Source organism: Nostoc sp. FACHB-892 (genome assembly GCF_014698795.1).
In the GTDB taxonomy this organism is placed as follows: Bacteria; Cyanobacteriota; Cyanobacteriia; order Cyanobacteriales; family Nostocaceae; genus Nostoc.
On the sequence record NZ_JACJTR010000026.1, the window covers coordinates 48315 to 62123 of the forward strand.

12 protein-coding genes and 1 pseudogene are annotated in these 13809 nt (G+C 40.6%); 7 read left to right on the forward strand and 6 right to left on the reverse strand.

Going from position 1 to position 13809, the window contains the following annotated elements; genetic code table 11:
* Positions 1 to 139 precede the first annotated feature (139 nt).
* Entirely contained in the window at positions 140 to 1702 is a 1563-nt protein-coding gene (locus H6G96_RS26735; RefSeq protein WP_190915159.1) for a metallophosphoesterase, read from the reverse strand.
* Between the two features lie 104 nt (positions 1703 to 1806).
* Positions 1807 to 2778 carry a YegS/Rv2252/BmrU family lipid kinase gene (locus H6G96_RS26740; protein WP_190915161.1) on the reverse strand — a complete coding sequence of 324 codons (972 nt, stop codon included), beginning with the start codon at positions 2776 to 2778 and terminating at the stop codon, positions 1807 to 1809.
* 190 nt (positions 2779 to 2968) lie between these two features.
* On the opposite strand from H6G96_RS26740, the gene H6G96_RS26745 reads away from it, so the two are divergent.
* On the forward strand, positions 2969 to 3391 hold the full coding sequence (locus H6G96_RS26745) for a lysozyme inhibitor LprI family protein (protein ID WP_190915163.1): 423 nt from the start codon (positions 2969 to 2971) through the stop codon (positions 3389 to 3391).
* Between the two features lie 43 nt (positions 3392 to 3434).
* Here the strand turns inward: H6G96_RS26745 and H6G96_RS26750 are convergent.
* Positions 3435 to 3530: pseudogene (locus tag H6G96_RS26750) on the reverse strand (Uma2 family endonuclease); the annotation flags it as partial.
* Positions 3531 to 3799: 269 nt separating this feature from the next.
* Between H6G96_RS26750 and hemC the strand changes: the two are divergent.
* From hemC to H6G96_RS26780, 6 genes are all read left to right on the forward strand, one after another.
* Positions 3800 to 4771: a hydroxymethylbilane synthase gene (gene hemC, locus H6G96_RS26755; RefSeq protein ID WP_190915166.1), complete on the forward strand. Its 972-nt coding sequence runs from the start codon at positions 3800 to 3802 to the stop codon at positions 4769 to 4771.
* Positions 4772 to 4890: 119 nt separating this feature from the next.
* Positions 4891 to 6327 (forward strand): glycogen synthase GlgA, encoded by a 1437-nt coding sequence (gene glgA / locus H6G96_RS26760; RefSeq protein WP_190915168.1) that lies wholly within the window; start codon positions 4891 to 4893, stop codon positions 6325 to 6327.
* Positions 6328 to 7012: 685 nt separating this feature from the next.
* The gene (locus tag H6G96_RS26765; RefSeq protein ID WP_190915170.1) at positions 7013 to 8215 is read left to right on the forward strand and encodes an acyltransferase; all 1203 of its coding nucleotides are present in this window, start codon (positions 7013 to 7015) and stop codon (positions 8213 to 8215) included.
* Positions 8216 to 8567: 352 nt separating this feature from the next.
* Positions 8568 to 9185: a phycobiliprotein lyase gene (locus H6G96_RS26770; protein WP_190915223.1), complete on the forward strand. Its 618-nt coding sequence runs from the start codon at positions 8568 to 8570 to the stop codon at positions 9183 to 9185.
* Positions 9186 to 9728 carry a hypothetical protein gene (locus H6G96_RS26775; protein ID WP_190915172.1) on the forward strand — a complete coding sequence of 181 codons (543 nt, stop codon included), beginning with the start codon at positions 9186 to 9188 and terminating at the stop codon, positions 9726 to 9728.
* A 470-nt stretch (positions 9729 to 10198) separates the two neighbouring features.
* Positions 10199 to 10966 carry a phycobilisome rod-core linker polypeptide gene (locus tag H6G96_RS26780; protein ID WP_190915174.1) on the forward strand — a complete coding sequence of 256 codons (768 nt, stop codon included), beginning with the start codon at positions 10199 to 10201 and terminating at the stop codon, positions 10964 to 10966.
* Positions 10967 to 11183: 217 nt separating this feature from the next.
* Here the strand turns inward: H6G96_RS26780 and H6G96_RS26785 are convergent, their stop codons facing one another.
* From H6G96_RS26785 to H6G96_RS26795, 3 genes are all read right to left on the reverse strand, one after another.
* Positions 11184 to 12104, reverse strand: coding sequence for an RluA family pseudouridine synthase (locus tag H6G96_RS26785; RefSeq protein ID WP_190915225.1), 921 nt, complete (start codon positions 12102 to 12104; stop codon positions 11184 to 11186).
* A 214-nt stretch (positions 12105 to 12318) separates the two neighbouring features.
* On the reverse strand, positions 12319 to 12969 hold the full coding sequence (locus H6G96_RS26790; RefSeq protein WP_190915176.1) for a Uma2 family endonuclease: 651 nt from the start codon (positions 12967 to 12969) through the stop codon (positions 12319 to 12321).
* Positions 12970 to 13329: 360 nt separating this feature from the next.
* Positions 13330 to 13647: a KGK domain-containing protein gene (locus tag H6G96_RS26795; RefSeq protein ID WP_190915178.1), complete on the reverse strand. Its 318-nt coding sequence runs from the start codon at positions 13645 to 13647 to the stop codon at positions 13330 to 13332.
* Positions 13648 to 13809 lie beyond the last annotated feature (162 nt).

The following is a 13809-nucleotide window of genomic DNA, read 5'->3' on the forward strand; positions in this document are numbered from 1 at the left end:
CGCATGAGTTACGGAATAACGAACCGCAGAGGCACAGAGGGCACGGAGAAATCAGAGTTTGAGAGACATTTTGTGTAAGTCCTATCCGCCACAAAGTTTGCTGTGCTTAGTTGCTCTTTAGTTAAATCCCCAGAATTAATTAAATGATTAGTGGCTCAAGTTCCCGATTATGCCATTGTCGCTGATGCCATTCGGCAACCAAAGGACGGACAATAAACTTAGGTTGCCCATCGCCTTTAACGTCAATACGTAAACCTGAGTAAGGTCGCCGCTTCTGAGAACCTTGACCGTTGCGACCAATGAAGAGATGCGATCGCGCCACTAATCTATTTTCATTTCCAAAAGTCTCCATCAAATCTGCTCCCTCAGCCCTCTGGCGGCGCAAACTAAACCCGCTACCACCACAAACAATCCAGTGGATATGAGAGTCAGCGTGTCCTGTATCCATTGTCTCCAAGTGTTCCAAGCAGTGAGCGTGACCGTTTAATACTAAATCGACCAAAGGACGCCCCTGAGTTAGGGAACCTATTTTTTTCGCTACCGCATCCAGCACACCACGAAGGCGATCGCGAATTATCAGAGTCTGTGCTTGTTGCCACTTTGTCGCTTCAGTCACATAGGGAGGATGATGGAAATAAATTATCCTTCCTCGAACTTCAGAATTATTCCAAGATTCAATTAATTTTTGCTTGAGCCAGTCTAGTTGTTCAGTGTCAGTCAGCGTTGTTTTATCAGCAGCTAATTGCTTGTCGATATCAACAATAATTTCTTCAATTTGTGACAGCTTGGCGTGGAAGTCGTCTAATTGGTCGGCTTCGCTAGGGTTTTCTGGACGAAGCTTGGCTGAAGTTTCAATGATTTGCTGCTTTTCTTGCTCTAAATCTTCACGACGTTTTTCTAAAAGTCTGCGATCAGCATTACCTTCTTTTGTTTTAGGCAGGGGTGGTGGATCGTTAAATGTATTAGAATCTAAGGCAAAAAAATCAATCCCGTTATAGCGAAAAGTGTAATAGCGATTGGGAAGGCGCGTAAAATGCCCAGGTTTATAGCTAAGACAATAACCTGTATCTGTCTTGGCTGTGTAGTGTTTATCTAAGTGGCTGGTTAACTCTCCTGGAAGCTGAAAGGCCTTAAGATAGTCCAGAAATGCCCGTGCGTAAGCTTCACCGGTTCCTGAGCCATGCAAGCCTACATCTAGGTCTAACCGCGATCGCAACAGGCGGCGAATGGGTAATGTTGTCAGAGATGCCAAGCTCAATAAAATCGGCAAGTTATAGTAATCGTGATTTCCCAGTACAGGTAAAATGGGCAGCTTAAAAATCATCTGGTCATAGGCAACCCGTTTGGGATGCTCTCCTCCCAAGATAAACTCTTGATAAGGCTGGATGAAATTCTGCTGATAGTATTCACTCGACCCTACTAAATAGATCACATCCCCCATGTGCAGCATAAAACGGGATTCGTTGTGATGGGGCAACATCAGTTCAGCTACCTTTCGCTGGGGATTGTGTCCCCGGTGCTTGCCGGAACCACTATCACCTACAACTAAAAATGAGAACTCAGAATTGTCTGTTTGACCATCATCCAACACCAGCCGAGTTTGGTCGATGTTCCGTTCCGCAATTAACGGATCTTGCCACCGTACCCGCTGATTCATTTTACGAATTTTGTTAGCGATCGCTGGATCAGATACAAGTTTCAATGCAACCTACTCCTGAGTTTTTTACAAGAGGTGATGAGGGGAATGAGGAGGATGAGGGGAAATTATTCAAGTCTCCCCCTACTCCCTCATCTCCTTCTACTTCCTCACTCCTCTATTGTGTCTTTCATCTCAATAGTCAGATTAGGGAGTCCCTCTAGTTTTTCGGTAGGCTCAACTTCTTCTACTAATGGCACAAAAATGTTCAAACCTGCTGGTACACACTTAATTTCTACTGGAGTTGTGCCCACTATTTCACCATCTAGAACAACCTTTTGTGGTGGCTCAGTTGTAATTTTAAATTGTTTGGCTCGCAGGAAGCCAATATCATCCCGTTCTACGGCGTTACCTGTAGAAGCCGTTTGGAATAGATGAAATGTAGCTGCGATCGCTCCTGCTTTGTTAGTTGGAGCCACAATCGTCAAATCTAGTAACCCATCATCATAAATCAGACCTGCTGGGCCTTGAGCCAAAACAGAAGTAGGAGGCGCGGCATTTGCTACTGTAACTGCACAGGCACTAGTTTTAATTATCCTGTCTTCTGTTTCAATTTCAACATCAAAGTTTTTTAAATTTCTTAGTTGCTGAATTCCAGCGAAAACGTAGGCCATCATCCCAAACCGATTCTTAGCGCCCCTGTCTGCCAATTCTACAGTTTCAGCTTCAAAGCCAATACCTGCCAAAAGTACCATTGGCTGATCGTTGCAATAGGCTACGTCTACATGGCGGGTTCCTCCCTGCAAAATTGTCTCACACGCACCTGCGATCGTGTCAGGAATTCCTAAAGCTGTGGCAAAAGCGTTTGCTGTTCCTCTAGAAATAATGCCAAATGGAATATCAGTACCCACTAAAGCCGTTGCTGCCGCCGAGAGAGTGCCATCTCCCCCCGAAGCAATGATTGCATCTACTCCCCTCGCTACTGCTGCATTAGCCAGTTCATCAGCGTCGATTTCTTCAGTTGTGAGATAAATATCTAGGTCAATTTCTGGCTCTAATATTGCCCGAATTTCTGCCAGTTCTATATCTGGGTCACCCTGACCCGCAACTGGATTGAAAATGAGACAGGCGGAACGATTCATAAAATATAAAAGCTAAACTTAGATCACTAAAATACTAAATTCTTTCTAGCATTCTTGCGAAAGTTCGGCTTCCTTCTGGCGGCTAATTTACCTTTTATAGATAGTTTAGAAGCCTTCTGCATTGGTATGTTCCAATGCTGACGCGTATTTTGGTATCTTCTGTCTATACTTAAACAATAAAAATTTTGCCATGCGTCAATTATTACTAGTTTTAGCAAGTATGCTAACTCTCAGCAGTTTAGATACTCACACCATGACAATAGCAGGCACAACGCCTGATTTAGTAGAGATTCGCTTAGTTCAAAAATTCAACTGCAATAATCCTCAAACTCAAACAGCAATTAATGAATGCGCGAAGTTGTCTTATCAGAATGCAGATAAAAAACTGAATCAAGTTTATCAATTTCTGTTACCTACCTTAGAAAGGTCTAGGAAACAGAAATTGATTGCTGCACAACTTGCATGGATCAAGTTTCGAGATACCAATTGTGAGTTTGAAAGAAGCAAATATGAGGGAGGAAGTATTGCCTCTAGCATTTATTCTGGTTGTCTAGAAAATACCACCAAGCTGCGTACCCAAGAATTACAGGAATATCTCAAATCTGACCCTTAATGTTGAATAAAACAGCAATCCGAGAGCCATTAATCATTAGTCCAATAATCTCACCATCAATATAAAGGCTTGCAGGCTTTGTTTCTGGTAACTTTAGAAACTCCTCTAAGGTTAGAGATGCAGATTTTGCAACACTCATAATTTCTGCTACTCCGAAAGTCCTACATTAAGTTTATAGCAGTTTTCAATCGATGCACCGTGTATTTTTATTGTCTGCAAGTAATAAATATAGTGGGACGTACCGTAATAATGCTGTACTCAATAAAATTGTTTGAGATTCCTAGAACCAGCTTTAGGTAAAGAATTGTAATCCAAAATCCAAAATCCAAACCCCAAGATTGGTATGAGTCTCTGACTACGGTAGTCTAGATGAGAGTGAATTTATCGCCTAGTTTGATATATTGTTTTATGACTTCAGTTGTTTCTAGTCCTCCACGCACTATTCGGATTGGTTCACGCAAAAGCCAACTTGCTCTGGTTCAGACCTACTGGGTACAAGAGCAACTCAAGAATTGCTTTCCTGATATCATTTTTGAAGTCCACACCATGTCTACCCAAGGCGATAAAATCTTGGACGTAGCACTAGCTAAGATTGGCGATAAAGGACTTTTTACTAAAGAACTTGAAGTCGGAATGCTCAATCAGGAGATTGACTTTGCGGTTCATTCCCTCAAGGATCTGCCGACTCATTTACCTGAAGGGTTAACACTGGCAGCTATTACTGAACGCGAAAATCCAGCAGATGCATTAGTGGTGCATGAAAAGCACAAAGATAAACAAATTGATACATTGCCAGAAGGTGCTGTAATTGGTACATCTTCGTTGCGGCGGTTAGCGCAGTTACGCCATCACTTTCCGCACTTTACCTTTAAGGATGTGCGGGGAAACTTGATTACACGGTTGGCAAAACTGGATGCAGGCGAATACGATGCCCTAATTTTGGCAGCAGCAGGCTTAGAAAGATTGGGAATGGGCGATCGCGTTCATCAAATTCTCCCCAAAGAAATCTCCCTGCACGCCGTTGGACAAGGAGCTTTGGGGATAGAATGCCGTGCTGATGATAGTGAATTGCTATCTCTACTCAAAGCGATCGAACACCCCGAAACACGCGATCGCTGTCTCGCTGAACGTTCTTTTTTACGCTCTCTAGAAGGCGGCTGTCAAGTCCCTATTGGTGTAAATACAGAAATATCTGGTGAAAATTTAACCTTAACAGGGATAGTCGCCAGTGTAGATGGTCAAAAACTCGTAAAAGATACCGTCACAGGGTTTGCCAATAATGCTGAAGCGCTAGGCATAGAATTAGCCCAAGTGTTGCGGCAACAGGGAGCGCAAGAAATTTTATCAGAAATTTTTGCGGTGATTCAGCGCGGTTCTTAAGCAATAGGGCAAGCCGATGTGATTAGATAAGAATTGATCGCCGTTGCACTCTCATATGTGCCAGACGCGACAAGAGTTAATTTGACAATATAGACAGAACCAGGGAAGCAAAAATTACCATGCGGATTCTATTTGTTGCAGCAGAGGCAGCACCCATTGCCAAAGTAGGAGGAATGGGTGATGTTGTTGGGGCATTACCCAAATTTCTGAGAGAAATGGGGCATGATGTGCGGATATTCTTGCCTTACTATGGCTTCCTGCCAGACAAAATGGAGATTCCCCAAGAACCCATCTGGCGCGGATCTGCGATGTTCCAGGAATTTGCTGTTTATGAAAGCGTTCTGCCTGGTACTGATGTTCCTTTGTACTTATTTGGACATCCCGTTTTCCTACCCCGCCGGATTTATTCGGGAGATGATGAAGACTGGCGGTTCACCTTTTTTGCCAATGGTGCAGCCGAGTTTGCCTGGAATTACTGGAAACCAGAAATTATCCATTGTCATGATTGGCATACGGGGATGATTCCCGTTTGGATGCACCAAGATCCTGATATAACCACAGTCTTTACCATTCATAATCTGGCTTATCAAGGGCCGTGGCGTTGGTATTTAGAAAAAATTACTTGGTGTCCTTGGTATATGCAAGGACACAACACAATGGCGGCGGCGGTGCAATTTGCCAATAAGGTAAATACAGTTTCGCCCACTTATGCGGAGCAAATCAAGACAGCCACTTACGGTGAAACATTAGAAGGTTTGCTGTCCTTTATTAGCGGTAAATTATCTGGGATTATCAACGGTATAGATACTGAAATTTATAACCCAGAAAATGATAAATACATTGCCCAAACCTTTACTGCTGATACTTTAGATCAACGCAAAGCCAACAAAATTGCTTTGCAAGAAGAAGTAGGATTAGAAGTCAATTCCAAAGCCTTTTTAATTGGGATTGTGACCCGATTAGTGGAACAAAAAGGTATTGACTTAATATTGCAAATCCTTGATCGCTTCCTTTCTTATACAGATGCACAGTTTGTGCTGTTAGGGACAGGCGATCGCTACTATGAAACTCAGATGTGGCAATTAGCATCCCGCTTTCCCGGACGCATGGCAACTTATCTACTGTATAACGATGCCCTGTCTCGCCGCATTTACGCTGGTACTGATGCTTTCTTAATGCCTAGTCGTTTTGAACCTTGCGGTATTAGCCAAATGATGTCTTTACGCTATGGTTCTGTGCCTATTGTCCGCCGCACAGGTGGATTAGTTGACACCGTAAGCCATCACGATCCCGAAAATGCAGCAGGTACCGGTTATTGCTTTGATCGTTATGAACCGCTAGACCTTTTCACCTGTATGATCCGGGCTTGGGAAGGCTTCCGTTTTAAACCACAATGGCAAGAACTACAAAAGCGGGGCATGGCCCAAGACTTTAGTTGGTATCAATCTGCCAAAGAGTACGTGAAGTTATACAGGTCAATTTACGGTTTGCCAGAAGAAGAGGAGACACCACAACCAGAGTTAGTTTTAAACGAAGCGATCGCTACTAGTAAGTAATAAGCCTCTGTAGTGGTGTACAGATGTACACATCTAATTTTTTTGACTCATGATAGCATTGTTCAGGTTAGCCTGATATCTGAAGATGCTATCATGAGTTTTTTTGTTTCTGAAATAATTTTGTCTTGGGAAATATTTAACGCTCTTCTATGACTGTCACTAGATAAATATCAAAAATTTTTGTTGTTATAAGTTTTTATAAATATAGATAAAGATAGCTTGAATTGAACGAAGTTAAACCCAAGTTACCTCTCCTCTGTATTATTTTTTCAAACTAATAACAGACGGCTAATTACATGATCAGTGGGATTCCTAAACCTTGGTTTAGGAATTTCATTTTGCTAATTTGAGTTTGATAAAGATGCTATAAAATTCAAAAAAACTTTTTGTAAACTTGTAGGTATTCATATATAGAAAATTGTATATTATTTGTAGTATCGAACTACCAATTGTTTTCTTTCTATTCTCCTTGTTTTAAAAACTTAACTAGGGAAGTATTTTTTTAAATAGCACATTTAATAACTTTATAAAATGAATTAAGGGCTGCTTTTTTTGATGTATTGACACGTCTCTCTGTATACCTTATAGGTAGCATACTTTGCCATTCAAGTAATATATTGAGACATTCCCTAATCGTGATTATTTCTCCTCTCTTATAACAATTTCCTTTTTTTAAATAACCAAAATGTCAGTAGAAAAAACTCAGATTCAGCCAATTTATAATATTCCTTCAATGAGGAATTATCGATGGTCAACTCATCTTGATTTATTAAGAGGTTTAGCTGCTTTATTGGTTTTTTTGGGTCATATGAGAGTTTTATTATTTATAGAGTATTCAGAAATTAGTAATCCTAGTTTTTTGATAAAAAGATTAAATTCATTAACAGTATTAGGTCATCAATCTGTGATGATTTTTTTTGTGCTAAGTGGATTTTTTATTTCAGCTAGCGTAATAAGAAGAATTCAGCAAAAGCAATGGTCTTGGGTTAATTATTTAGTAGATCGTTTAACGCGCTTATATGTAGTATTGATTCCTGCTTTATTACTGTCTTCTTTTTGGGATTTTCTAGGTATAAAAATATTTGGTACTGGACAAGATAGCTTTTATGGAGAAAAGTTTCATAACGGTCATTTAGCAACTTATAAAATTTTGGAAAATTTTACATTTCAAAATGCTTTAGGAACTATAGCTTTTTTGCAAACAATTTTTGTAGATTTATTTGGTTCAAATAAGGCAGTTTGGACTTTAGCTTATGAATTTTGGTACTATATGCTTTTTCCTTCAATCATCCTATTTTTTTGTGTTAAATCCTTAAAAGCGCGTATTTTCTACGCTTGTTTAACTTCAGGCATATTATTAATGGTTGGTTCAGGCATTAGAATGTATTTTTTGGTTTGGCTGATGGGAGCATTAGTTAGTATATGTCATCCTTCTAAATATCTTAAGAAAAACAATATTCTAAATTCACTTACTATTTTGTCTATACTAATCCTGTACATTGCCTTAACAAGTGAACGTTTTATACCTAGCCGGGAGATAGCAGATTTTTTAATAGGAACTTCTACTGCTGTTATGATATATCTCCTAGTTAATAGTCGTAGTCAAATAAAGCAAGAAGGAGCATACGAAAAATTTTCTAAAGCTTTAGCAGGATGTTCATACACTCTTTATCTCGTCCATATGCCGATACTGAGTTTTATCAGAGCATGTGTAATTGGCGATCGCCCTTGGCAACCAGATATTTTACACTTATTTTTTGCAATTATCATAGTTGTATTTGTATTTTTATATGCGGCTGTCATCGCACATTTTACTGAAGCAAAAACAGACAAGTTTAGAAATCTAATCATGTCTTGGATAAAAAATAGACATTTAAATCAAGCTTAACTGTAATTACTCCCAATTATTTAGGACTAGCCGTTTCAAGGTAGGTAAAAATTTTGGTCAATAAATTCCTCTTGAAGCTCTTTACTCTGTGTTCTCTGTGCCTTTGCGGTTAAATAAATTACTTTTAAACCTTACTAGGCGCAGAGAGCATCTAAAAGCACCCGTAATCATCGCAACCGAAGCACCAGAGATAATAGGACAACAGGCAATTTCTGGGATTACTTTGTAGTAACGTGAATCAATCAGGTCTTGAAGCTGACCACCAATCGCTGTAATGTTTAGAATGTTTATATACCAAAAACTTTAAGGTAAAAATCATCCGCAGGAGTAATTAGTAGGAGTCAGAAGATTGATAGACGCAATGGACTTTTTTCAGCTTAGTGCTGGTAAGTGGCGATCGCAACGTGCAACTCATCACCTAGCCTTTAAGCGCTCAGAAGTAGGAGAATCGGATATACAGGTAGAAACTCTAGATGCCAATCATCCAGAAATCATTGAACTGTGCCAGTATCACCAGATTGACCCCAGCCTTTCGGTAGGTGGATCGAGGGTGCGTTGGCTAGGAACGATGTCTTGGGACAGAGAGGGTGAGGAGAACCATCAAGGGAAAACCATATTTGCGATCGTGCCTGATGCCGATAACCCCAGGGGTGGTAAATTACTGCGTGAAAGAGGCTACGCTGAAATTATGCCTGTAGTCGGTCTTTTTCACATGGATGATGAAGATGGGCTAGTGTTGACAACCGAATACGAAACAATGAGTTCCATTGAGAGATTCTGGTTCGCCAGCCCAAATATGCGACTGCGAACCAGTACAGTAAAACGGTTTGGTGGCTTCAGCACGGCATCGTTTTGTACAGAAACCCGTATTGAAACTTCTGTTGAGGTTTCCAATACAGAAAATGTAACAGAAAGACAAAGGCCGGATGTTCTGGAAAAAAGCCAGTTTTATTCAGTTTTGGGTTGGTGAATGATTCTTAAGCAGACCGATGCTTTTACTCGTGGCCGAGATTATCTGCATTGGGTACAGGGGTTTGCCCTAGAACCGGGTATGGTGGATGTGTTCGATAACCTGCGCGATCGCATCCCCATTTGTACTTGGATTGGCGATAATATTAACACCGTTAACGCTCAGATCAACGCCTATCTACAGCTTTGTCATGAGTGCTTTCATCCCCAAGAGCGTCGCCACATCCAAATTTTTGCAGTCCCCATAGCTCAATCCTTCGGCATCGACGGGCTGTGTAATATTCTCATAAACCCAATTACCATTCTGGTAGATGTTGGTCGTGTTGCACCTAAAGACTGGTTTGGTATAGTCATTCATGAATACGCCCATGCCCATCTAGGAGACTTCGGTCACAATCAGCAGTTTGCTAACATCCTATCTCATCTATGTTTAGGGCTGGGATTAGAACCACCCTATTGGGAGGCAGGGATGGAAGTAACTTTGCGTAGCTGGCCTTACTGTAAGTCAACCATAGATCCTTTGGAATTTTGGTTAGGTCATTGAAGGAGGCAAGAGGCAGGAGGTAAGAGACTTCCAAAGAAAAAAATATCCCATCGCTTTTAAAGCGGGGGAGCAGGGGGCAGGGCAAGTCGTTGTGATTCCAAAAATTGGATAATTTATTATTTGGAGTTACCTAAGGACAATAACCAATACCCAATGCCCAATTCCTCATTAATTTCTTTTGCTATATGTTAATAATTATTGCTTTATTTCAAAAAGGTGAAACTGAATCTCCTAATCTGAAATATGTGAATAAAATTTTCTAGGTAGTTATTTAGCCTAAAAGCCCCAATGCCTTTATTGATTTAGCTATGGCTTGAATCCAACAGGCTAATGGTTATTTTTCGGAATAGTTAAATTCCCCTTAGTTAAGTTTCGTGAAATTTTATCAGAATCTGAAGTTCTGATACAACTACTCCCTTAATATGTGATCTAAAGTTGTTAACTTTAATTAAGAATATGGAGGCTTTAGAGTGGCAATTCCTCTGTTAACATACGACCCTTCAAGTCAAAACCAGCGTGTAGCTGCATACGAAGTACCGGGTGATGAACAGCCTAGGATTTTTACTACAGACAATTTGCTTTCTCCGTCAGATTTAGATGTTCTGATTGAAGCAGCATATCGTCAAATTTTCTTTCATGCCTTTGCTGCCGATCGCGAAACATTTTTAGAGTCCCAACTCCGTAATGGACAGATTACAGTGCGGGACTTTATACGTGGGTTGCTGCTTTCTAATACCTTTAAGAAAAGCTTTTACGACCTCAACAATAATTATCGCTTTGTTGAGCAAGTAATCCAGCGCGTTCTAGGACGCGACCCATACAGTGAGCGGGAAAAAATTGCCTGGTCAATTGTAGTTGCTACCAAAGGTATTAGAGGCTTTGTTGATGAAGTCCTCAACACTGAAGAGTATCTGAGCAATTTTGGAGACTCCACAGTGCCTTATCAGCGCCGTCGCATATTGCCATCCCGCGCTGAGGGTGAGTTGCCATTCAACATCAAATCTCCGCGGTACGAAGCTTACCACCGCGCCAAACTGGGTTTCCCCCAAATCATTTGGCAGGTCGAAGTACGCAGATTCCTTCCACAAGAGCGAAAGCCCAAGGCAGGCGATCCAGCTCTATTTTTGTCTATGGCACAAAGTGTCAATGCAAAAGGCAATACGCCACAAAGGATCTCGTCATTCAACATCGATATCGAAAAGTCTGTACCTTATCGGCAACTAGCAGGAATTAAATAACAATTTTTGTTCGACGGCTGTCTAGTACATCCATTTGATCATTTTATAGCGTGCATAAGTCTTGGGTTACGTAGGAGTTTCATTTAGGTATAACTAGTGGAACAGACTCTATCCCATGTCTAATGCACGCTAGTTGTTAAGGGGGATTGGGCATGGGACATGGTTTTCGCAATACTTGATGTCTGCGAATGGTGTTGCTTTCAGATGTGGGATGAGCTTAAAGTGTAGTTCGTCTTTTTAACATCTCTAAAAGTTTTGTAAAGTGGCTAGGAGGGTTTGCTGTCACTTCAATCAACTCTCCAGATATGGGATGCAGTAATTTTAGTCGCCAAGCGTGTAGTGCTTGACCGGGCAAATTTACCCCCACTGAATGACCAGAACTATAAACTGGGTCGCCAACAATAGGATGACCCATTTTGGCGCTGTGGACGCGAATTTGATGGGTACGTCCAGTTTCGAGTTGGAAGTGGATTAACGTGAAGTTACCGAGGCGTTCTAGTACTTGCCAATGAGTGACGGCGACTCGTCCGCCTTGTTCAACAGGCATAATAGCCATTTTCTTACGGTCTTGTGGATGGCGACCAATAGGCAAGTCAATTCTGCCACTTTCAACTTTTGGCGCACCGTAAACCACCCCCAAATATTCTCTGCGTGCGGTTTTAGCTTTGAGTTGTGCTTGTAGGTGATGATGGGCAACTTCTGTTTTAGCGATCGCGATCGCACCAGTTGTATCCTTATCCAATCGATGGACGATTCCCGGACGTTGGACTCCGCCAATTCCTGGTAAATTGGGGCAATGAGCCAATAAAGCATTTACCAAAGTGCCATCTGGATGACCGGGTGCAGGATGGACAACTAAACCTGCGGGTTTGTTTAGAATGAGTAGCTGCTCGTCTTCGTAGAGGATATCTAGGGGGATATCTTCTGCAAGGAGTTCTAAAGGTTGCGCTTCTGGTATTTCGAGAGTGATGCGATCGCCTAGCTTGACACTGATCTTCTTAGATGTACAAACTTTATCGTTAAGTTGGACGTTACCCTGTTCAATTAACTGTTGGATGCGGGAACGGGATAAGTCTGGTAATTCTTGGGAAAGGTAACGGTCAAGGCGATCGTTGCCTTTAGTGTTAACGCAGTGTATCGTATCCTTGAAGGGAAGTAAGCTAGACTCTGCATCCTCTAGTGGAGTTGACAAGCGATCGCTATTTTCTTGGGTTTGTAAATTAAATTCGGTCACAATTGCTCTAAATTATTAATTCCCCGTTCTTTAAGTAAAGCGCGGAATGCTTGAAAAGGGGGGTTATGGATTGTGTCTACTCAGGTAAAACCTTGATGTATCCGCGAATTCTATTGCCTTAGCTGTCTTGCATTTGTTCTCTTACCGATTGTCGAAACGTTTTAAGTGTTGAACTCATTCCTGTGGTTCGCGCCATTTCCACAAATCGGGGAATGAGTTCTGTGATAAAAAAAGTGGGGAATGTGGGGCTGATGACAGATTTCACATATTGCTCACCTTGCAGCAAGCTAATTTCTAGGTTTTTGCTTTCATATCGCCAAATTTCAGGTACTTTCAACGCCTGATATGCACTAATTTGGGTTTTAGAGGTGACATCGATTTCAATTGCCAAATCAGGAGGAGGGTCAACAATTAGGTTGATCCTATCTTTCCCAATCATTAGCTTATAGTTTTGAATATAAAAACAATCATCGGGTTCAATACCTGCACTTATATCTTTTCGCTTAAAGGTAGTTGAACCTAAAGACTCCCAATTGAGATCGAGTTCATCTAGCAAGGCTTTAACTAAATCTCCAATAATTACCTTAGATCGCTCATGTTCTGGTAATGGAGCCATAATTTCTAACGTTCCTTGGCTGTATGCTACTCGACTCCCGCGATGCTCCCCTAACTCGTTGAGAATTGCTTCAAATACTTGCCAAGTCACATCTTCCAAAATTATTCTTTGCCCTGGTGGAACTCGAATTTGTTTGAGTTGAAGAGTAACCATAAGATGTTAGTTGTTAAATAATTCTATTTTTACTCAAAATTGACATCAGCGAAAAGGGAATTGTCTCAAATTCGATGTAGCAAATGCCCTAGCAAAAAAGCGATCGCTTAAATTTTTTTCATCTCTCCTCCTCCGTTTCCTCTGTGCCTCTGCGGTTAATAATTCTAAATTTATAACTTTTTGTGGCAACTCAAACAAAGCATCTTACTCAGCCTCAAAATCAATCACCTGATATACAACATTAATATTTAATTTCCCATAAAGGTGAATAAATAATTCCCCTATTTCAGCAGGTTCAAAGCGATTTAAGTAGGTTCGTCTGGATGAAATTCAAGACATACATTATTTGGTTGATGACTATTAGGATATATACATTATCCTAATCTCTAATTTGCCTTTCTGCCAACCTTTACCATCAATTTTAAGAACCTGACAATCTTTGACAGCATTTAGTTTAATTTCACTAAAGGGTATGGACTCGCCTTCAGCAGAGATACTGCCAAACAAACTACCAACTGAATTATTGTTAATTCGAGTTTTATCTGTACAAATTTCCTGCCGCCATTTTTTTATAAATTGTCGTATAACTAACTCTCTAAATTTACTTACTTTATAAGTATCTTTTTCCAATAAAATGACATCATCTCCACAGTCTAGAGGAATGAATTTATTTGTCATATCAATATTTATACTGACAATTCAAAGTTGACAGCCTATACCTAATACTAAATTATATTGTGGTTTTATTAACAGTATTTTAGTAGAAATACTGAATATAAACTATAAACAAATCTTAGCAAACATCAAGGGATCGCTTTACAATATTATTCTTTAATATCT